We start from the raw sequence: 21,144 nt of genomic DNA, 5'->3' as shown, positions 1-21,144 counted from the left end.
CTCTTCCGCAAACCGGAAACCGATATCGCTGAATTTGTCATGGCACTACCATCCCGACCCCACCCGCCACACCCCTGACACACCCCTGACACCACCACTGACACCGCGCCCCCCCACGTCACCGCAGGTCAAAGCCATGTGCGAGGACAACGCGCCCCAGGGTTGGTCTCTGGGTGGGGTCCGGGTGGTTCCCGATGTGGCGGTCGCGTCGCTCTGCGCATAGTCGGGGATATGCGAAAACTCAGTCCGGTGTGCACATGCCAATGCCCTTGGACCCAACCCCTTCTCGCCGGCCCCACACCCGACTTCCCCGAGATCACCTTCCACCACAATCTCAGAAGCTGATGCGGGCCCACGGCATCGTGGGGTGGGCGGGGTCGTACTCGATGTAGACGGGTTCGGAGGTCGCGTCCACGAAGTACAGCTTGTCCTTGCCGGCCGTCACCTTGAGGGCGTGGAAGGTGTCGCGCAGCGAAACGAGCGCCTGGTTGCGGAACTCCACCACACCGTTGCGACCGGCCGTGAGGATGACGCGGTCGTCCAGCGTGGCGACGTCGTACAGTTGCAGGTCGTCGTCGTGGGCGAGCGCGATGAGCCCGCCGGCGGTGCCGTGCAGCAGTCGGCCGTCCATGCTGCAGGCGAGCAGGGCCCCGTCGGGGCCGATGCAGCAGCCGGTGAAGGTTTCGTCCGCGGTGCCGCCGGCGGGGTTTTCCATGGTGCTCCAGGCATTGCCGTCGTAGTGCAGCAGCGTGGCGTTCTCGCCGACGGCGTACACGTCATGCGGCCCGGTGCCGGCGAAGGCCCGTACCTCGCCCGGCGCCGTGAACGTCTGCCGCCATTCCTCGCCGTTCCACTGGTAGATGTGTCCGCGGTGAACGGCGACGAACACGTCCGCATCGCCCGTGCCCCACAGCGGCCCCAGCGTGGGCGCATAGCCTTCCTCGCGCAGGTCCGGCAACGTGGTCACGGTCCACCGCAACGTCGGATCATGGGCGACGGAATCGAGGCCGTCCTGGCGCGGTTCGGGCCACCGCACCGAGGCGCTGGTCCACACGTTGCCGTCTTCGCTCGAAGCCCAGAGCGCGCCCGTCGGGGATCCCCAGAAGGCACGCAGGATGTCGTTCGTGCTCAGCACCGCTTCCAATACCGTGTGCCGCTCGCCGTCGGTGCGCTGGATGTGGCCCACGCCGTTGCCACCGTCGCCCTCCTCGTAGTCGACGAACAACAGGTACAGCGCTCCGTCCCGCGGGATGATCGCGACGATTTCACTGATGCGTTCGCTCATGGCGGGTTCCTCACCTCGTCCCGGGTTGGCGCACCGCGCCGGCGCGACCGGCCACCTTGATCACCCGAGCATGCTTTCAACGAAGGGCGGCCCCGGCAAGGACAATCGCTGCCGGTCCCGGCCGCGGACTCCCGCCCGCGGCCGGGCCGGTTCAACGAACTCCTACGCACACTTGTCGAAAGTCGCGAAATTGTATCCCAGTTGGTGCACATCGCCGGAAATGCTCATGCTCCATATGCCATCGCCGCCGCGCCGGAAATTGACGCTGTTCCCAGAACTGCCGGTATACCTGTACGCGTTGCCGCCCAGCGGGACAAGAGATTCACTGGCCGTGGTGAACGCCCCGTTTCCAGCAATGCCATCGTTGGGAAGTCCGCGGGCACTCTTCCAGCTCCTGGTCGCGGCGCTTGTCTGCGGTCCGAAGATGCAGTCGATCCCCGACCAGGGAAGGTTGCCATCTGCCCAGAGGATCTGCTGCCACATCGCGACGACGTTATTGTGTGAAAAGGTCGAACTGGAGATGGGGCCTTCATCGGTCCAATCGTCCTCCCACGCACCGACCCCCAGGACGTAGCCCTGGCTGGGGTTGGCCGACGCCGGCGTTGGCAGGATGACCACGGTCGCCGCGGTGGTCAAGGCAATCAAGGCGGCTGCGGCGAGTCGTTTCTTCAGATCAGTTTTCTTCATTCGCTGGCTCCTCACGGCTTCGGGGAAGGCGGGTTGTCCACTGTCAGGTACAGGTACGGAAGTTGTAGCCGGCGAGCCGGTGAACGCCGTCGTCGTAGAATCCGAACCGACCCTCCGAGTCGATGGTGATCCAGGCAACGCGCACGTCGCCCCGGTAAATGTACGTTTCCAGAACATCGGACCAAACAATGTCGTTTCCCGCGATCCTGAAGGCGTTGATACCGGCCTTTCCGTCGTCCGGCAGGTTCCTTGTGCGCTTCCATGCCGCGGTGGCGTTCGCCGTGTCCGGGCCGAAGATGCCGTCGATGCCGGCGTTGTCGAGTTTCCCGTCGGCCCACAGGATCTTCTGCCACAGGCAGGTCGCGTTGGAGAGTGCGTGTCTGCTGGTCGACAAGTCGCCCTCGTCCAGCCACCAGTCGTGGGAATGCACGTAGGCCCGCCCGCTGTGGTCTCCGCTCGCGGCGGCCGGAGACGCGCTCAGGCCCAGCACCGTCGCGACCGACACCGCCACCGTGATGGCCGCCGTGCCGAGTCTTTTGAGTTGCACGATTCACTCCTTCGCTCCGGATGTTCGGACATGCCGATTTCACCGGGTTCGGGAGTTGATGAGCATCCCCGTTCGCGGTTTTATCAACCGCCATCTTTGGTAGGCGGCCCGCCGGCCTGCGTCTTATCAACGCGACGAGCAGGTCGGGCGGTAGGGGGTGCTGGGCAGGAACTTCGTCCATTCCTCCGGGGAAAGATCGCGGTCGAGGGTGTCGCAGATGGTGGTGATGGCAGTGGGCGGATCGGTGTCCCACAGGGTGATCGTCTTGTCGGTGCTCGCGGTGGCCAGCGTGCGGCCGTCCGGGCTGTAGGCGACGGCGATGACCGGCCCGGCGTGGCCGGTGAGGGTGGCGAGCCGGGCACGGGCCGCCGTATCCCAGATGTCGACGGTGCGTTCGACGCTGCCGGTGGTGAGGGTGCGGTTGTCCGGGCTGAACGCGATGCTGTTGAGCGTTTCGGCCTGGGCGAGGGTGGTCGGGGCGGCGCGCTGCTGGCGGATGTCCCAGAGGGAAACGGTTCCATCGATGCCGGCGGTGGCGAGGGTGCGGCTGTCCGGGCTGAAGGCGAGGCCGCGGGCGATCGCGTTGTGCGGCAGGGTGGCGATGTGGGTGTGCGTGCCGGCGTTCCACAACTCGGCGGTCTGACCGTGGCTGGTGGCGGCCAGGGCGTGACCATCGGGGCTGAACACGACGCTGTTGAGAACGCTGCCGGCGGTAAGGGTGGCCAGTCGGGTGTGCTGTCGGGTGTCCCACAGGATGAGTTGCTGGTCGGTGCTGACGCTGGCGAGCGTGCGTCCGTCCGGGCTGAACGCCACATCCCGGATCTGGTCGGTGTGCCCGCGCAGGTCGGCCGTCTTGATCGGGTTCGCGGGGTGAGTGACGTCCCAGAGAGTGAGGGTCTGGTCCTGGATGGTGGCGGCTTGCTGCGGTGAGCCGCCGCCGACGGCGAGCAGACGCCCGTCGGGACTGAACGTGACGGTGGTCAGCGGCCCTGGCTGGACCGGCATGGTGCCCGACAAAGTGCGTTTCTCCCGATCCCAGAGCAGGACGGTGCGGTCAGCGCTGGCCGAGGCCAGGGTGCGGCCGTCGGGGCTGAACCCGATGGCCGTGACCGTTTCGGTGTGGCCGGTGAGCGGGATGCGGGTGGGGTCCCAGAGGATGACCCGGCTGTTCTCCTCGCCCGAGGCCAGCAGCGGCAGGTGGGGATGGAACGCGAGGGTGTAGATGAAGTTCGCGTGGCCGGTGAGCCGGACGCGGAGCGAACGGTGGGCGAGATCCCACAGGATGATGGTGCGGTCGTGGCCGGCGGAGGCCAGGGTGCGGCCGTCTGGGCTGAACGCCACGACTCTGACCTCGTCACTGTGTCCCGTCAGGGTGGCCACCGGGGCGCGGCGGACGGTGTCCCACAGTTTGACCGTCTGGTCGGGACCGGTGGAGGCGAGCAGGGCGCCGTCTGGGCTGAACGCGAGGGAGTCCACGGACCGGGTATGGGCTGTGATCGTTGCCAGTTTGGCGCCGGTTGTGCTGTCCCACAGCGTGATGGCGCCTTGGCCGCCGCCGGTTGCCAGCATGTCGCCGGCCGGGCTGTAGGCGACCGTTTGTGCCGGCCCGGTATTGCCGACCAGCCGTCTGATGGGCAGTCGCGTGTGCAGGTCCCACACGACGACGGTGTGGTCGAGGCTGGCCGAGGCCAGGGTCGCGCCGTCGGGGCTGAAGGCGATCGCCTTGACCGCGCGGGTGTGCGCGGCGAGGGTGGCCACGGGGGTTCCGGTGTTGGCGTTCCACAGCATGACCATGCTGTCGTCGCCGCCGGTGGCCAGCAGCTGCCCGTTCGGGCTGAAGGCAAGCGCGCGCAGCCAGGTGTTGTGTTCGGTAAGGACGGTTCGATGGTCGCGCCGTTGGAGATCGACCAGCGCTAGGGTGTGGTCTTTGCTGACGGAGGCCAGACGTTTGCCGTCCGGGCTGAAGGCGATCCGGCTGATGGCGTCGGTGTGACCGGTCAGCTCACCCTGATAGGCCCCGTGTGCGGTGATCGTGAGCAGCGCGCTGCGGGCTTCGGTGGTCGGCGCGATGCGGTACGCCTCGGTGGCGAGCAGCATCGCTGTGCCGGGTTGGGTTTCGAACAATCCGAGCGCCTGGGCGGCCAGTTGCCGGGACGTCGCGCCCTTGGCGACCTGGTCGGCCCGGCGCCGCTGGTCCAGGGCTACGACGCCCATGGTGGTTGCCGCCACGAGCAACACGGCCAGCGCGCCGGCCAGCAACCGCAGGCGCCGGTGATTGCGCACGGTCGCGGCGCGTTCGGCGTCCTCGGCATGGATGCTGGCGGTCACGAAGGCCCGCTCGGCGGGGCTCAGATCGTCCTCGGCGCCATCCGTCGCAAGCCAGTCCCGAGTCAGCACCAACCGCGCACCCCGGTACAGCGCACCGGATTCGTGGCCGAGCTCGGCCCAGGCGTGCGCGGCGACGGCGAGCTGCTGGTGGAACCGCAGCCGTTCGCGGTCGTTCTCGATCCAGTTCTTGAGCCGGGGCCATGCGGTGATCAGCGCCTCGTGCGCCAGGTCGACCGTATCGCCGTCAAGGGAGACCAACCGCGCGCGAGCCAACTGGTCCAACACCACCGTGGCGTCGTCGGGCGCGGTGTCGATGAGTTCGACCCGCTTGGCCGGCCGGCGGGTGTCGGGACCGTCCTGGCCCGGCGTGACCAGCCGCAGCAGCAGCCGGCGGGCCACGGCGGCCTGGGCGGATGAGAGCCGGACGTAGAAGTCCTCCGCGGTGCGCGTCAGCGCGCCGTGCACACCGCCGGCAGCCTCGTACCCTTCCATCGTCAGTGCGCGGCCACGGCGCCGTTGCCAGGTCTCGGCCAGCACATGCGACAGCAACGGCAATCCACCGGGCTCGCCGGCGACCTCGTCGATCAGTCGTGCGGTCAGCGCGCGTTCGACGACGAGCCCCTCGGCCGTGGCCGGTTTCACGATGACCTCGCGTAACTCGCCCCGGGTCATCGGGCCGACCAGCAGATGCGCCCGCGCGACGGCAGTGGCCAGCCGACGATGTTCGGCGCACCGGCCGTAGAAATCGGCTCTGATGGCCACGACCACCCGCAACCGGCTCTGCGGGCGCCGGGCGGCGAGGAGCAGGCCGATGAACCGGTCCTGTTCGCGTAGATCGCGGCAGAGCGTGAACAACTCCTCGAACTGATCCACGATGACGACGGTCTCCGGGGCGTCGTCCGCGGCTCGGACCAGGTCGGCGTACTGGCTGGCGGGATGCGTACCAGGAGTGAGGATCCGAATGGTCGCCGGGTTTGCGGTGTTTCCCAGCGCCGGTATGAGACCGGCCCGCAACAGCGAGGACTTCCCGCTGCCCGATGGCCCGACGAGCGCGACGAAACGCTGCTCGCGCACCATCGTCAGCAGGCTGTCGACCAGCCGGTCCCGACCGAAGAACCGGTCCCGGTCGCCCGGCTCGAACCGCGCCAATCCCAGGTACGGCGACACCGTTTCGCCGGACTCGGCTCGTTGGCCGCTCAGATCGTCGACGGCCTGACGCCACCGCCGTTTCCAATCCTGAACATCCCCACCGCACGCCGTCACGTACGCCATCGCCACCGGCAACGTCGGCAGCTGCCGACCCGCGGCGGCCTGGGAGAGCGCCGGAGCCGAATACTCGACCCGCTGGGCCATCGCCCGATACGTCAACCCACTGTCCTGCCGTAACAGGCGCAATTGGTAAGCGAACCGCTCAACCGGCCCGGTGGCCGGATCCAACGGATTCTCTTGCCGACCCATCCCGGCTCTCTCCCCACGGCGCGTCGAACATCGCCCGTCGAAGTAAACACCGCCGGCATCAATCCAAGCGCGCTGCGTAGTTGGTCAGCAGCCGAACCGGACCGCTTATCAATCGAACCGGACCGAAGTGATCACCAGGGGAGGGCGGTCAGCATGCTGCCACGGTCGAAGTCCGGTTCCTGACCCGCGCAGCGCTGTCCTTCGGTGCCGTGAACCGACAGGCTTGTCCCAACAGCGAAGCGGGCCCCCGGACTCCGGGGACGGTCTCAAGGAAAGGAACGCGAAGTGATCTTCGATGCGTCGTTCACTTTTGCAAACGCGGATTACTACGCACCGCTCGCCGCGGCCGACCCTGGGCTTCGCTACCTGCCGAGCCGTCCGCCGGCCGGTTGGGTCCGGCGGGACTTCGACGTGTGGACCGAGTGGGCACCGCCCGGTGCGCATGTTCCGGAGCAGGGGTGGAAGGTGCACGTCTCGGCGGCGCTGGTCCATGCCCAGGTGGTGCTGGACGTCGTGACCGCGGCCTGCGCGGATCACGGCGTGCCGTTCAAGCACCTTGCGGGGCGGAACTTCTTCCTCGGGTTGCACGGGAAGCATGCCAACCGGGCACAGAGCGGGAAGTTCTGCGCCGCGTATCCCCAGACTCCGGAACTCGCCGGCGAGTTGCTGCGGCGGCTGGAACACGATCTGGCCGGCGTTTCCGGGCCTTATGTGCTGACCGACCGCCGGTTCGGCGCCTCGGCGTGCGTCTCCTACCGGTACGGCAGCTTCCGCGGCGGCGGGCGGATGGAGGCGGACGGAACCACCACGCACACCGTACGCGCGGTGGACGGGTCGGAGGTTCCGGACGAGCGCCGGGCGGAGTTCCTGCTGCCGCCAGGAGTCGTCGACCCGTTCGCGCCGGTCGAACCGCTTTCCGTTGACGCTCCGGTGAGCTTCGGCGGCTACACCTTCGACGCCGTGCTGCAGCACAGCAACGGCGGCGGTGCCTATCAGGCAAGCAGCGCGGACGGCACGACGGTGTTCATCAAGGAGGCCAGGGCGCACAACGGTTACTCCGGCGACGGCCTGGACGCCCGCGCGCGGCTGCGCCGCGAGTACCTGACCCTGCGCGCCCTGCACGCGGCCACGCCGGGGCTGTGTCCCGAGCCGCTGGACTACTTCAGCCACTGGGAGCACACCTATCTGGTGACCGAGTTCGTGCCCGGCCGGCAGTTGGTCAAGTGGATGCTGACCAACACCCCGGCCATCAAGGTCGGCCAGCGGCCGCAGGACTTCGCGGACTACTACCGGCGCTGCATGTCCATTCTGGACCAGCTCACCGCGACCGTCGCCCGGCTGCACGCCCTCGGCTACGTGTTCGTGGACCTGAACTCGCGCAACGTCATGGTCGATGACGACGACCGCATCCGGCTGATCGACTTCGAGAGCGCGCGGAGTGCCGGCGAGCACATCCGGGCGATCGGCACCCCGGGCTACCTGCCGCCGGAGGCCACCGACCCGAAGCGGGTCGCCGCCATCGCGCCCACTCACTACGACAACTACGGGCTGTCGGCGATCGCCCAGATGCTGCTCTTTCCCTTGCATCCCTTCGCGGAGCGCAGTCCGGAGGTGCTCGACCATCTGCGGGCCGGGCTGGCCGAGCTGGCACCGGTGCCGCCCGTGCTGTGGCGGGCCGCGACCAGGTTCCGGCCGGCCGGGCGACGCCGCGCGCTGCCCCGACCGGACGAGGTGCGCGCCGACCCGCTGACCCACCTCGGCTGGCTGCGCGACCGCACCGCGGACGCGCTCGAAGCGATGGCCGAGCCGGACCAGCCGCACCGGATCTATCCGTGCGCCCCGGACGGGTACCGGACCAACAACCGCTGCGTGGCCCACGGCACCGCCGGTGTGCTGCACGCGTTGCGGCTGGCCGGCCGGGAGATCGACCCGAAGATCGTGGCCCGGCTGCGCGACGACTCGCTGCGCGGCCGGGACGACCTGCCGCCCGGACTGCTGTTCGGCACCGCGGGCATCGCCTGGGTGCTGGCCGACCTCGGCGAGCGGGACGCGGCCGGGGAGTTGCTGGCCGCGGCCGGGACGCACCCGCTCGCCGGCCGGTCGGCGACGCTGGCCGGCGGTGCCGCCGGGGTCGCGCTGGCCGAGTTGGCCGCGTACTGCCGCGACGACGATCAGAACCATCTCGACCGGGCCGCCGGCCTGCTCGAGGCGGTTCCGGACGGGCCGGAACTGGCCGGCCGGCTCGGTCGCGACGATGCCGCCGGGCTTTCCCAAGGCCGGCCTGGGCTCGCGCTCGCGCTCTACTACCTCGGCCGGCTCGGCGGTGATCCGGACCACCTCGACCGTGGCCTCCGGCTGCTGCACGAGGAACTGGCGCACGCCGTGCCATGGGAACGCGGCGCGCTGGGCTTCCGAGTGTCTACTTCGGACAAGCGAACCATGCCCTACCTGTACGCGGGCAGCGCCGGTTATGTCCACGTGCTCGCCAGGTATCTCAGCGTCCGGGCCGAGCCGGAGCTGGCGGCGGTGCTCGAGCAGTGCCTTGCCGGACTGGCCACCCGGTTCACCGTCAGCGGTGGGCTGTTCCAAGGGCAGGCCGGGCTCGCGTTGGTGCAGAGCGACATCGCGGCTCTGCTCGGCCGCCCGGAGTTGGCGGCCAGAGCGATCGACTCCGGCCGGGCGCTGTTCCAGTACGCCATTCCGGGCCCGACCGGCGTGCGCTGGGCGGGCGGCTACGGCTACCGGTTCAGCGCCGACCTGTGGAGCGGATCGGCCGGTGTGCTGCTGACGCTGCACCGGTTGGTCTCCGGCCAACGCGATCCGCTGTTCACGCTGGACGAGCACGTGCGGACCGGACAACAGACTTCGGCACCGATCAGCGGTGCCGGGAGATAAGAAGGAGAACGACGATGACCGAGGTTCTGAAGCTGCAGGCCGAGAACGAGCCGGAGACCACCGAGGACGCTCCGGTGAGCACGATCAGCACCGGCTGCTGCGGCCGGCCCGAACTCGGCTCCGAGTGACCTCGACCAACCACCAACTCTGACGAAAGGAGAATGACGATGACCGAGATTCTGAAGCTGCAGGCCGAGAACGAGCCGGAGTCCAATGAGGACGCTCCGTTCAGCACGATCAGCACCGCGTGCTGCGGCCCGCGCGAGACCGTGGAGTAACACCTGCTACGGCGCGCACCGCCCGGCCCGACGGTCGAGCAGTGCCGCTGCCGGTGACCGGGTGCGGCGACTCCCCCGCCGCACCCGGTCCGTGGTTCGACCCCAATCCATCTCCCGGAGGACGAAGTCATGAACGAAACCCTTTCCCTTGCCGAGCTGCCCTTCGACGAACCGATCGAGGACGCGCCGATCAGCGCGCTGTCCGTCGCCTACTGCGAGGACGCCTTCTTCGGCTGACCGATTCCGGCCACATCCACAAGGAGACGCCATGTTCGCCACCATCGGCGACGACATCGACGGCCCGCAGAGCGATCGGGAGACCCCCGTCCCGCTCACCCTGCCCCGGACCCCGGCCGGCTGCCTCGGCCGGCACTCCGGAGGCCCGCGATGACCACGGCCACCGTGGCCGACCGGGACCTGCGCCGGTTCCTGGCCGGCCAGGTGGCCTCGGTCTTCGGCACGTCGCTGACCAGCACCGCGATGTCGGTCATCGCGGTGGTCGGTCTCGGGTCCGGGCCGGCCGAGGTCTCGCTGATCATCGGTGCCGGAGTGTTGCCGGCGCTGGTGTTCGGCCCGGTGATCGGCGTGCTGCTGGACCGGGTGCGGCGGCCGCGCCGGATGCTGATCGGCACCGACCTGACCGCGGCGGTCGCGGTCGGCGCCGTGGCACTGGTCGGACTGGCCGGCATGCTGAGCATCGCCGTGCTGATCGCGCTGAACCTGGTGCTCGGCTGCACGCGGATCGTCATGGAAGGCCTGTACTTCTCCCACCTGAACGGGCTCGGCGTTTCCGACCTCGGGCGTGCCCGCGGCCGGCTGCAGTCGGCCGAACTGGTCGCCGGCGCGGCGGCCGGCGGGGTGGCCGGCCCGCTCGCCGCGGCCGTGAGTGCCGCCCTGCTGTTCCTCGGCGACGCGCTCACCTACCTGATCAGCGCGGCGTTCCTGATGTCGCTGCGCTCGCCCGACAAGCGCAGCGCGCGGGCACCGGAACGCAAGGGAGTCGCCGCCGAGCTGCGGGACGGGTTCCGCGTGGTGCGCGAGCATTCGGTGCTGGCCGGATTTCTCGGCTATGTGCTGATCGCCGAGCTGGCCACGGGCGGGATCAGTGCCCAGCGGGCGGTCTTCCTGCTCGACGAGCTCGGCCTTCCGGTCGCGTTGTTCACCGTTCCCGCGATCGCGGCCACCCTGCTCGGCGCCGTGGGCGCGCTGCTGGCCCCGCGGCTGCTGGCTCGTGGCGTGCCCGCGCGGCGGCTCGTCCTCACCGGACTTCCCATCGCGGCCGTGCTCATGACGGCGTTGCCGCTTGCCGGCGGCGGGATCGGCCCGACGCTGGCGATCGCGGCGGTCGGCATCGCGACTCCGGCCCTGTTCGGCGCCATGTCCAACATCGCCCTGGTCACCATGATCAGTGCGGACATCGGCGACGAGTACTTCGCCCGGATCACCACGTTGCTGGTCTCGGCGGGAACCCTGTCCGGCCTTGCCGGACTGCTGCTCGGCGCCGGGCTCGGCGAGCGGGTCGGGCTCCGCGCCGGGATCTGGCTGTGCGTCGCGCTCGGCGTGCTCGCCGCCGCCGTACTGGTGATCGTCGCCGGGCGGGCCCGCCCGGTCCGGCCCGCGCCCGTGCACACCGGTCCCCGTATTCGCATCGATCCATTGAGGACACTCGTGATTGCCAACCGTTACCCCCAAGCGCACCGGGACGACGCCGTCGACGTCATGCACGGGCATCGTCTCGTCGACGCCTATCGCTGGCTGGAGGATCCGGACCGGCCGGCCACCCGGCGCTGGCTGGCCGGGCAGCGTGAGCTCGCAGAGGACTACATCGCCACCCTGCCGGGTCAACGGCGACTCGGTGGGCTGCTGCGCAGCCTGCTGGCCGGACCGACCGCCTCGCCGGTCAAGTCCGCCGGCTCGGCACGGTTCCGGGTGGGCCGGACCCACGACGACGCCCCCTGGGTGGTCCAGGTCGCCGACGAGCCGGACGCGGCCTGGCGCACCGCGATCGGCCCGGAACAGTTGGGGGACAACGCCACCGTGCGTCGCTGGCAGCCTTCGCCGTCCGGCCGGTTCCTCGCGATGCAGGTGGTGTACGCCGGCGCCGAGGACAGCACGCCGCTGATCCTCGTCGACGTGCCGGCCGGGGCGATCCGCGAGCGCTGCGAGCTCACCCGGTACACCCCGGTCGCCTGGCGGGCCGACGAGTCCGGCTACTTCTACGTTCGGCGCCCGGGCGACCGGGCGGGGGCCGGGGTGTACTTCCACCGGATCGGCACCGGAATCGACCAGGACCTGTTGCTGCTCGGCGACGACAACCCGTTGACCCGCTACCACATCACGCTGTGGCACGACCGGTGGTTGGTGGTCAGTGGCCGGATCGGCGCCGGGCGGGCGAGCATGACCCGGATCGTCGACCTGGCCGGAACCGCGCGGCCCGCCGAGCTTCCGTTGCCCCCGGTGTCGGCCGCCGGGCTGTCGGTCGACCGGCGTGGCCGGATCCTCGCCATCTCGACCGAACGTGCCGAGTGCGGGGAGTTGCTGGTCGTCGAGCCGGACGGCCGAGGCGGCTGGGGCCAGGCGGCGGTGCTGGTGCCGGACGCGGCTCCGGCCGTCCTCACCTCGGTGAACCTCGCGGACGACCGCATCGTGGCGCTGTACACCCGGGACGGGTACAGCGAGATGGCCATCCACGACGCCAGGTCCGGCCGCCGGATCCGCGACGTCGAACTGCCCGGCGAGGGCACGGTGGCCGCCGTCGGGCAGACCGACGACCCGGCGACGCTCGCGGTGAGCTACGTGGACTGGGTGACCCCGCTTTCGGTGTGGCGGCTGGACATCGAGACCGGGCGGGTCACCCCGGCCGCGCCGGACATCGTGCGGCACGACGAGGTCGCGGTGCTGCGGACCACCTACCGGTCGTTCGACGGAACCGAGGTGCCGCTGACGCTGCTGACCCGGCACGACTCGGCCACCGGCCCGCACGCGCCGGGACCCACCGTGTTGACCTGCTACGGCGGCTTCGGCATCTCGTTCCGGCCCAGCTTCCAGGTGGACGCGTTGAGCTGGGTGCTGGTCGGCGGAACGCTCGCCATCGCCGGGGTGCGGGGCGGCGGTGAACGCGGCCGGCGTTGGCACCGCGAGGGATCCGGGGCGAAGAAGGTCAACGCGTTGCGTGACCTGCACGCCGCGGGCGACTGGCTGGTCGCCAACGGATGGACCAGCCGGGAACGGCTGGCGTTGCTCGGTGGCAGCAACGGTGGCCTGGTGGTGACCGCGGCGCTGGTGCAGCGCCCGACCGACTACGCGGCTCTCGCCTGCCACGCCGCGCCGCTGGACATGGTCCGCTACGAGCGCTGGGGACTCGGCCGGGCGTGGCGGGCGGAGTACGGCTCGGCCGAGGACCCGGACGCACTGGCCGCGTTGCTGGGTTACTCGCCGTACCACAACGTCGGCACCGGCTCCTTTCCGGCCATGTGGTTCTCCACGGGGAGCAACGACACCCGGGTCGACCCGGCGCACTCGCGCAAGATGGTCGCGCTGCTCCAGCAGACCACGTCCGGCGGCCCGGTACTGCTCAGCGTGGCAAGGGATGCCGGCCATCAGGGTGGCGGCCCGGACACCAACCGGCTCGGCGCGGCCATGCTCGCGTTCCTCGCCGTCCACACTGGACTCTCGCTCGAGGACGGAGGCCGCCGGTGAGCCCGCGACCTCGTACCCGCCGCGGCGCCTTCCTGTGGGAGGTCGCCGATCAGATCCAGCCGCGGCGGGCGGCCTCCGCCCCGGCCTCGAACCGGCTCGCGGCACCGAGCCGCGACATCAGCCGAGCGACCCTGCGGCGAAGGTGGCGCACGGAGATCCCGACGTCCCGGGCGGCGGCCTCGTCGGTGCAGCCGGAGGCGAGCAGCTTGAGCACCTGGCGGTCGTCCTCGGTCGGTTCCGGCTCGGGTTCGGATTCCTGACCCGGCCAGGTGATCGGCTTGGCCTCATCCCACAGGCGTTGGTACAGCTGAAGAAATCCACCGAGCAGCCCGGGCTGGCGAACGACCAGCGCGCCGCGTGCGCTGTCCTGCGGGTCGATCGGGATGACCGCGACCCGCTCGTCCATGATCACCATGCGTTCCAGGCGGGCGCCGGTGACCCGCAACGCCGCTCCAGCACCGGTCAGCTCGCGCAGGTAACTCCGGTTGGCTTCGTCGTCGAGCACGGTCGCGGCGTAGATGACGCGCATCGTGATTCCGCGCCGCAGCCCGCGCAGGTCCAGTGGCCGGCTCGCGGTCAGCGCCTCGGCGCGCAGCGGCCCGCCGGGCTGGACCGCGTACACGCTGGACGAGGTGAAGAACGACAGCTCCGCGAGAGCTTCGCGGACGGCGTCGAGGGTGTCCAACCGTTCGACGCCGGCCGACGCCGGGTCCGGCGCGGCCGGACGGGCATGCCGGCTGGACAGCGCGGCCAGCTCCGCGCGGGTGTCGCCGACCTTGCGGTACCGGCACATCAGGTCCTGTTCGAGCCGCTCGATGAGCTGGCCGAGCGCCGCAACGGGCCGGCCGAGCGCGATCCCGGACGCGCTCGTCGGGTCGGGCGTGGCGACCTCGAGCGCGACCAGGCCGGCCAGTGCCGCCCGCACCCGTTCCTCCGGGCTGTCCACGAGTTGGGCGATCCTGGCGGGACTGGCTTTCGGCTCGTCGAGCAGGGCAAGGTAGACCCGTTCCTGCAACGGGTTGAACCCGAGGTCGGTCAAAGCCATTGGCAGTCTCCAGGCCAGCGGACGATCGAGGGGTAGGGGAAGGGAGCACGGCCGAGGTGACGGCTCAGGATGGGGTGCGCATCCGGCGGGTGGACCCGGCGGCGAGCGCGCCGGTGCTGGTCGCCGCCCGGCTCACCGCGGAACTCGGCGCGGAGCACCGGATCCAGCTGCTCGACAGCGATCCCGATGCGGTCCTGATTCGGGTGACCGGCCGGGGTCGCGGCCTGACCGGTCGGATTGACGCCATGCTGGCCGAGGCCAGGTTCCACGGCTGGGTTCGCGAGCGCCCGCCCAACGGCGAGGCCGCGCGGGCGGACGGTCGATCATCCGGCGTTGCATGATCTCCCTACCGAGAAGTGGATGCCGCCGCCCATCGACATCGTGCACATTCAGCCCAATGCCAGTCACGGCGACACTTCTGGGGTCTTGACCGTTTACAGAAAATGCGCTACCGGCTGTGGCAGAGTGATGTTCGTGATCAGTGTCTCCGTGGTCGACGACGACCGGATGTTGCTCGACGGGTTGTCCGCGTGGTTGAGCCAAGTCGCTGACCTGCGGCTGGGCGGCGTCGCGCGCACCGTGGCCGAGTTGCTCGAGGCCAACCCGCGACCCGGCGACGTGGTGGTGCTCGACCTGCTGCTGGCCGACCGCTCCGACCCGGCGGACAACGTCGCGCGGCTGGTCGCGGCCGGCTCCCGGGTCCTCGTCGTGAGCGTCGCGCCCCAGGCCGAACACGGCATCGATGTCATGCGCGCCGGCTCCTCCGGCTACCTCACCAAGGACAACGACCTCGAGACGCTCACCGCCGCCATCCGGGAGGTCGCCGCCGGCGGCACCGCGTACTCGCCGGAGCTCGCCTTCGCGTGGAGCCGCGACGCCGACCCCGACCGACCCCGGCTCTCCGCCCAGGAACGGGCGGTGGTGATGGCCTACGCGTCCGGCATGACGCTGGCCGCCGCCGCCCGGCGCGCCGGCGTGCAGCCGGCGACCGCGAAGAAATACCTGGACCGGGTGAAGGAGAAGTACGGCCGCAGCGGGCGGCCCACGTACACCAAACTGGACCTGGCTAACCGGGTACGGGAGGACGGACTGTCCCGCTATCCGCACTGACCGGCCAGACCAGCTCGACCCGGACCCCGTTGTCGACCATGCCGAACACCGTGGCGGACCCGCCGGCCTCGCGCATCCGCTCCATGATCGAGCTGCGCAGGCCGAAGCCGGGTCGCACGGTTGCCGAGTCGAAACCGCTGCCCCGGTCGGTGACGTAGACCGTCAGGATGTCCTCGTCCCAGGTCACCGTCAGCCACGCCTCGGCGGTGCCGGAGTGGGCCAGCACGTTGTTCAGTGCCTCCCGGGTGGCTCCGGCCACGGCATCGATCACCTCGGCCGGCACGTCGGCGGGCAGGGCGTCGTGCAGATAGTGCACCCGCATCCCGAGGAACTCGGCCGCCTCGATGACGTCGGCGAGCTTGGCGCCCAGCGTGGTGAACGGGGAGGCGTCCTCGTGGATCATCCGCCGGACGTGGTCGGCGTCCGCGGCGCAGCGGTCGCGCACCTGGTCGGTCCGATGGTCGAGGCCCCCACGGGCGATCGCGGTCAGCGTTGCCAGCACGGTGTCATGCAGCTTGCGGTGCTGGGAGATCCGTTCGGCGAACCGCGCCCGGTCGGCGGCCCGGCGGGCCTCCACCGCGAGCTGGCGCTGGGTGGTCTCGTCGAGCATCCGCCCCTGTCCACACAGGTACCGCCGCATGAAGTGCAGGGCGACGGCGAACCACAGATAGGAGTTGAGCAGCCCGTCGATTCCGTCGACCGGCACCGGCAACGTGCCGAAGGCGAGGATGAGCGCCCCGAGTCGGGCGGCGGCGATCGGCAACCAGGCGAACAGCGCCGGCCACGGCGCGAGCGCGGCACCGACCAGCGCCGCGGTTCCGTAGCCCAGCTTGGGCGCCCAGTTCAGCCCGGTGAACATGTGCTCCGCCGAGCAGTTCATCGTGCCCACGAACATGAGCAGGCAGACGAGGGCGACGTCGGCCCCCACCGTCCACTGCGGAAACCAGCCCCGCTTGCGGATCCCGACGGCCAACCCGGCGTTCCAGGTCACCGCCACCACCAGCATCGCCAGGTTGACGGCCTGGCTGCGGTAGCCGGCGTCGGTGTGGTTGGCCACGGCGACCATCGCCGGCACCAGATAGCTCGCCCGCTGGATCAGCAGCAGCATCGCGATGAAGCGCAGCGCGCGTTCCTCGCCCGGCTTGGTGACCAGGTACATCGGGTCCCGCCAGCCCAGTGACCCGCCGAACAGCAGGCTGGCGGCCGCGCGCACCCGAAGCCGCAACGGCAGGGGAATCCCGTCGGCGACCGGCAGGACGGGCGGCGGCGTGGCGGTGGACACGGCGGCCTCCAGCTTCGACGGAGCCGACCGGACCAGTCCGGCCACGCCCGTGCTGTCAGTGCCGCCGTTTTCGGGATCAGGCTGTCGTTGCCGGCATCCAGTGCCTGACGTCCTGGAAACCGGGCCGGCCGAGGCCGCTGCCGGCAGTCTGCCAGCTACGGCACGCCGCCGGGCCGGTTATCGGGCTACGTAGCCGCCGTCGACGGCGAGGGCGTGTCCGGTGATGAAGGAGGAATGGTCGGAGCACAGCCAAGCGACGGTCTGGCCTACTTCCTCGGGAGTGCCGAGCCGGTCGACCGGTTGCAAGGCCGCGGCCTGTTCCTCGGTGACCATTCCCGCCGCGATGGCGCGGTCGAGCATCGCGGTGCGAATTCCGCCGGGGCAGATGGCGTTCACCCGGATTCCGGCGGTGGCGTATTCCAATGCCGCCGCTTTGGTCAGGCCGATCACACCATGCTTGGCCGCGGTGTAGGCCGCCAGACCGAATGGGATTCCGACCAATCCGGCGACCGAGGACGTGTTGACGATCGCGCCGCCACCGGAACCTCGCATCAGCGCGACTTCGCTGCGCAGGCACAGCCAGACTCCTTTGAGGTTGACCGCATTGACCCGATCCCAGTTCTCCTCGGTCGAGTCCGCCAGCGGCTGGTGTGCGCCTTCGATGCCCGCGTTGTTGAACGCACAGTCGAGCCGGCCGTACCGGGTCATCGCGGTCTGCGCCATGGCCCCGACGTCGGTCGCCGAGGTGACATCCGTGCGGACGAACACCGCGTCGGCACCGGTTTCGCTGACGGCTCGGCGGTTTCCGCGCCGGCCTCGTCGATGTCGCCGAGCACCAGCCGGGCGCCGTGCCGGGCGAACACCATGGCCGCCCCGCGGCCGATGCCCGACGCCGCACCGGTGATGATGGCGACCTTTCCGTCCAGCAGCATGGGTCGCATCACCTCATCGTCGTCGAATCTCCTGAGGAATTACCCAACCACATCTGCCGTCGCGGTGAACGGTTCGCCGTGGCCGGGGACGATGAGCGCCAGATCCTCGATGGCGAGCACGCGCCGGCGGCCGGCGTGCAGGGCGGCGGCGTCGGTGGCGAGCGGGTCCTCGGCCGGCCCGGTCGAGTTCCACCACAGATGGGTCAACGCCGCCACTCCGTCCGCGGTGCCGACCAGTGTGGTGATGTCCTGTGGGGTATGACCGGGCGTCTCGATCAGCCGCACCGATCCGGACAACTGGAATCCTTCGGCCGGCCGCCTCGTCCACAGGTCGTCGCGGTAGATCGCCCAGTGGTCGTGTACCCGTGCGTTGGGGAACAACGCGATGTTGACGGTGTGGTCGGGATGGTGGTGGGACAGCACGATGTCGGTGATGTCGCCGGGATCGACGCCGAGATCCGCCAGCGGCCGCAGAATCGCCGCCCGGTTCGCGACGAGTCCCGGATCGACGATCAGCGACAGGTCGCCGTCGCGAATGTAGGTCACCGTCGACGCCACCCGGGACTCGCCATCGCGGGTAATGGTGTAACCCGCGCACAGCAGGTGCAGCTCGGCGGTCCGATCCACGCGCGTCGAGTCGTCAGGCATGGTGCTCCTCCCGGTCGGCACTACCACCCGAGTTGGTGAACGGTTAGTGGCTCGATGGTGATGATCCTAGGATCGCCCGGATGGGCGGCGAGGGTGACGGGCGGCTGGTTGGGCGGGTGGCTGAATGCCTGGCCCTGGAACGGTTGTTGGATCGGCTAACCGGTGGGGTGCCGCGGCTGGTCGAGGTGACCGGCGAGCCGGGGATCGGCAAGACCCGGTTGCTGGCCGAGTTGGCGCAGCGGGCCCGGCGGCGCGGCGACCTGGTGCTGACCGGGCGGGCCAGCGAGTACGACGGGTCGACCGCGTTCGCCGTGCTGATCGACGCGCTCGACGGCTGGCTGCGTGGTCTCGACCCGGCCCACCGGCGGTCCCTGACCGGCGCGGACGCGGGCGTGCTCGCCGGGGTCTTCCCGGCCGTCGCGGCGGAGTCGGCGACGGTGGACCGGGTCACCGAACGGCACCGGCTGCACTGGGCGGTGCGGGCCCTGCTGGAGCGGTTGGGCCGGACCAGCCGCGTGGTGCTCGTGTTCGACGACGCGCACTGGTTCGATCCGTCCACCGTTGAGCTGCTCGCCCACCTGGTGCGCCGGCCGCCGCGCGGGCCGATCCTGCTCGCGCTTGGCTACCGGCACCGGCAGGCACCGGCGCACCTGCTGGCCGCGCTCGGCGGCCGCACCGCGACCCGGCTGCGGCTCGGCCCGCTCACCCAGGAGGAAGCGGCGGAGCTGCTCGAGGGCGTGCCGGGCCGGTTCGGCCGGCAGGCCATCCACCGCGACAGCGGCGGCAACCCGTTCTACCTGCTGGCCCTGGCCCGGGCCGGCACCCAGACCGGCGCCCCACCCGGCCCGGAGATCGACGACATCCCGCCGGCGGTGCGCCAGGCCATCCTCGCCGAGACCGCCGCCCTCGGCGCGCGGACCGTCGCGGTGGCCCAGGCCGCCGCCGTGGCGGACGGGGACTTCGACACGGATCTGGTGGCCGCGATCGCCGAGGTGGATCGGGCGGGCATCGCCGGCGCGATCGACGAGCTGGTGGCCCGCGACATGGTGCGCCCGGCCGGCCCGGGACAGCGGTTCCGATACCGGCATCCGTTGCTGCGCCACGTCATCTACCTGACCGCCGACGCCGGGTGGCGGTTGGGCGCGCATGCCCGCGCGGCGGCGACGCTCGGCCGGCGCGGCGATCCGCTTGACGACCGCGCCGTGCACGTGGAGCGTTCCGCGCTGCCCGGTGACGGCGCGGCGATCGAACTGCTGGTGGCCGCGGCGCGGCAGGTGCTCTGGCGGGCGCCGGCCATCGCCGCGCACCGGCTGGCCGCCGCGCTCGCCCTGCAGCACGACCGCACCGCCCGGGTCGACCTGCTGATCGAGTTGGCGCACGCCCGGGGGCTTGCCGGGGACCTGACCGGCAGCCGCGCCACCATGGACGAGGTGCTCGGGCTGCTGCCCCGGCACGGCGCGGCCGCACGCACCCAGGCGGTGGTCTTCTGCGCCATGGTGGAACGGCTGCTCGGCCTGCACGCTGAGTCCCGGGCGCGGCTGTTGGCCGAGTTCGAGGCGTTGGCCGGGGCGGAGTTCGAGGAAACCGCGTCGCTGGCCATCGAGCTGTCCTTCGCCGGCCTGATGCGTGGCGACTTCCCGGCCAACCGGTCCTGGGCGCTGCGCGCGCTCGAGCTGGCCCGCCGGTTCGGCAGCCGGCCGATCGAGGCCACCGCGCTCGGGTTCCTCGCGATGAACAGCTACGGCCGGGGCGAGGTCCGCCACGCCGCGGCCCGGCTGGACGAGGCGGCGCTGCTGGTGGACGGGATGCCGGACCACGAGCTGGCCAAACGGATCGACGCGACGCTCTGGCTCGGCTGGAACGAGACCTACCTGGAGCGCTACCGCGACGCGGTGCGGCATCTGGAGCGCGGCCTGCGCCTGGTCAACATGACCGGCCAGGTGTACCTGCTGCCGTTGCTGTTGGCCTGCCTGGACATCGCGCTGCGCTGGCAGGGCCGGTTGGTCGAGGCCGCGCGGTACGCCGAGGAGGCGGTGGACGCCGCCTACCTGTCCGGCAGTGCCGAACTGCGGTGCATCGCGCTCGCGGTCACCTCATGGATCGCGAGCTGGACCGGCGACGTGGCGCTGGCGGTGCGCTCCGGGCGGGCCGCGGTCGCCACCGCGGAGCCGTTGTCCGGCTGGTTCACCACCGTCGCCGCCGCCATGCTCGCCCGGGCCCGGCTGGCCGCCGACGACCCGGGCGACGCCGTCGAGCAGATCCTGGCCCAGTTCGGCGGTCCCGACCTGCCGGCCGCCGACCCGTGGACCCGCATGTCCTGGTGGGAGGTGCTGGTCCGCGGCGACATCGCGCAGGGGCACGTGGACCGGGCAGCCGGATACGCCGAGCGGGCCGAGGCGCTGGCCGCGCGCCTGGGTCTGGCCGGCCACACCGGCCTGGCCCGGCTGGCCCGGGCGCAGGTGCTGGCCGCCGAGGGCAGCCGCGACCAGGCCGCCGCCCATGCGGTGGTCGCGGTCGGTGACTTCACCGCGGCGGGCTGCCGGTTGGAGGCGGGCCGGGCCCACCTGCTCGCCGGGACCACGCTGACCGATCCCGATCAGGCCCGGCACCAGCTGGAGCTGGCCAGGTCGGTGTTCGCCGGGTGCGGCGCCCGCGGGTTGCGCCTGCGGGCCGTGCGCGAGCTGAACCGGATCGCCCGGCCGCCCGCCGATGGCCCGGGCATCGGCGGGCTCACCGCCCGCGAGTTGGAGGTGGCCAACCTGGTCACCGACGGCCTGACCAATGCCCAGATCGCCCGCCGGCTCGGGGTGACCGCCAAGACGGTCGAGAAGCATCTGGCGCAGCTGTTCGGAAAGCTCGACGTGCCGTCAAGGGCCGGGGTCGCCAGCGTGGTCACCCGCGCGCTCGCCGGGACTCCGCCGGCGACCCCGTGAGCGGAGCTTGCGGAGCG

13 protein-coding genes and 1 pseudogene are annotated in these 21,144 nt (G+C 70.9%); 6 read left to right on the top strand and 8 right to left on the bottom strand.

Going from position 1 to position 21,144, the window contains the following annotated elements; all coding sequences use genetic code 11:
* Positions 1–334: 334 nt before the first annotated feature.
* From VFV67_RS01295 to VFV67_RS01280, 4 genes are all read right to left on the bottom strand, one after another.
* On the bottom strand, positions 335–1,285 hold the full coding sequence (locus tag VFV67_RS01295) for a hypothetical protein (RefSeq protein ID WP_326466536.1): 951 nt from the start codon (positions 1,283–1,285) through the stop codon (positions 335–337).
* A 162-nt stretch (positions 1,286–1,447) separates the two neighbouring features.
* The gene (locus tag VFV67_RS01290) at positions 1,448–1,972 is read right to left on the bottom strand and encodes a peptidoglycan-binding domain-containing protein (RefSeq protein ID WP_326466535.1); all 525 of its coding nucleotides are present in this window, start codon (positions 1,970–1,972) and stop codon (positions 1,448–1,450) included.
* A 43-nt stretch (positions 1,973–2,015) separates the two neighbouring features.
* Positions 2,016–2,519: a hypothetical protein gene (locus tag VFV67_RS01285; RefSeq protein ID WP_326466534.1), complete on the bottom strand. Its 504-nt coding sequence runs from the start codon at positions 2,517–2,519 to the stop codon at positions 2,016–2,018.
* A 126-nt stretch (positions 2,520–2,645) separates the two neighbouring features.
* Positions 2,646–6,305 carry a helix-turn-helix domain-containing protein gene (locus VFV67_RS01280; protein ID WP_326466533.1) on the bottom strand — a complete coding sequence of 1,220 codons (3,660 nt, stop codon included), beginning with the start codon at positions 6,303–6,305 and terminating at the stop codon, positions 2,646–2,648.
* Between the two features lie 285 nt (positions 6,306–6,590).
* On the opposite strand from VFV67_RS01280, the gene lanKC reads away from it, so the two are divergent.
* The 3 genes from lanKC (at position 6,591) to VFV67_RS01265 (ending at position 13,177) form a co-directional block, all read left to right on the top strand.
* Complete coding sequence (gene lanKC, locus VFV67_RS01275; protein ID WP_326466532.1) at positions 6,591–9,200, top strand: class III lanthionine synthetase LanKC; 2,610 nt, start codon at positions 6,591–6,593, stop codon at positions 9,198–9,200.
* A gap of 546 nt (positions 9,201–9,746) precedes the next feature.
* Positions 9,747–9,869, top strand: coding sequence for a hypothetical protein (locus VFV67_RS01270; RefSeq protein WP_326466531.1), 123 nt, complete (start codon positions 9,747–9,749; stop codon positions 9,867–9,869).
* A complete protein-coding gene (locus VFV67_RS01265) occupies positions 9,866–13,177 on the top strand; it encodes an MFS transporter (RefSeq protein ID WP_326466530.1) in 3,312 nt (1,103 codons plus the stop codon). Before VFV67_RS01270 ends, VFV67_RS01265 begins: the two co-directional genes overlap by 4 nt.
* A 49-nt stretch (positions 13,178–13,226) precedes the next feature.
* On the opposite strand, the gene VFV67_RS01260 is transcribed toward VFV67_RS01265, so the two are convergent.
* The gene (locus VFV67_RS01260; RefSeq protein WP_326466529.1) at positions 13,227–14,222 is read right to left on the bottom strand and encodes a hypothetical protein; all 996 of its coding nucleotides are present in this window, start codon (positions 14,220–14,222) and stop codon (positions 13,227–13,229) included.
* A gap of 56 nt (positions 14,223–14,278) precedes the next feature.
* On the opposite strand from VFV67_RS01260, the gene VFV67_RS01255 reads away from it, so the two are divergent.
* Entirely contained in the window at positions 14,279–14,563 is a 285-nt protein-coding gene (locus VFV67_RS01255; RefSeq protein WP_326466528.1) for a hypothetical protein, read from the top strand.
* Positions 14,564–14,696: 133 nt separating this feature from the next.
* Complete coding sequence (locus VFV67_RS01250; protein WP_326466527.1) at positions 14,697–15,332, top strand: response regulator transcription factor; 636 nt, start codon at positions 14,697–14,699, stop codon at positions 15,330–15,332.
* Here VFV67_RS01250 and VFV67_RS01245 read toward each other — a convergent pair.
* The 3 genes and pseudogenes from VFV67_RS01245 to VFV67_RS01235 form a co-directional block, all read right to left on the bottom strand.
* On the bottom strand, positions 15,289–16,659 hold the full coding sequence (locus VFV67_RS01245; RefSeq protein WP_326466526.1) for a hypothetical protein: 1,371 nt from the start codon (positions 16,657–16,659) through the stop codon (positions 15,289–15,291). The genes VFV67_RS01250 and VFV67_RS01245 overlap by 44 nt on opposite strands.
* A gap of 132 nt (positions 16,660–16,791) precedes the next feature.
* Positions 16,792–17,480 (bottom strand): annotated as a pseudogene (locus tag VFV67_RS01240) (SDR family oxidoreductase).
* A gap of 105 nt (positions 17,481–17,585) precedes the next feature.
* Positions 17,586–18,194 (bottom strand): MBL fold metallo-hydrolase, encoded by a 609-nt coding sequence (locus tag VFV67_RS01235; protein WP_326466525.1) that lies wholly within the window; start codon positions 18,192–18,194, stop codon positions 17,586–17,588.
* 80 nt (positions 18,195–18,274) lie between these two features.
* Between VFV67_RS01235 and VFV67_RS01230 the strand changes: the two genes are divergently transcribed.
* A complete protein-coding gene (locus tag VFV67_RS01230; RefSeq protein ID WP_326466524.1) occupies positions 18,275–21,127 on the top strand; it encodes a helix-turn-helix transcriptional regulator in 2,853 nt (950 codons plus the stop codon).
* Positions 21,128–21,144 lie beyond the last annotated feature (17 nt).

Origin of the sequence: Actinophytocola sp. (genome assembly GCF_035762905.1) — a bacterium.
Classification (GTDB): domain Bacteria; phylum Actinomycetota; class Actinomycetes; order Mycobacteriales; family Pseudonocardiaceae; genus DASYTH01.
Note: the sequence above shows the minus strand (reverse complement) of the source record. Positions and strands in the feature narration are given on the sequence as shown.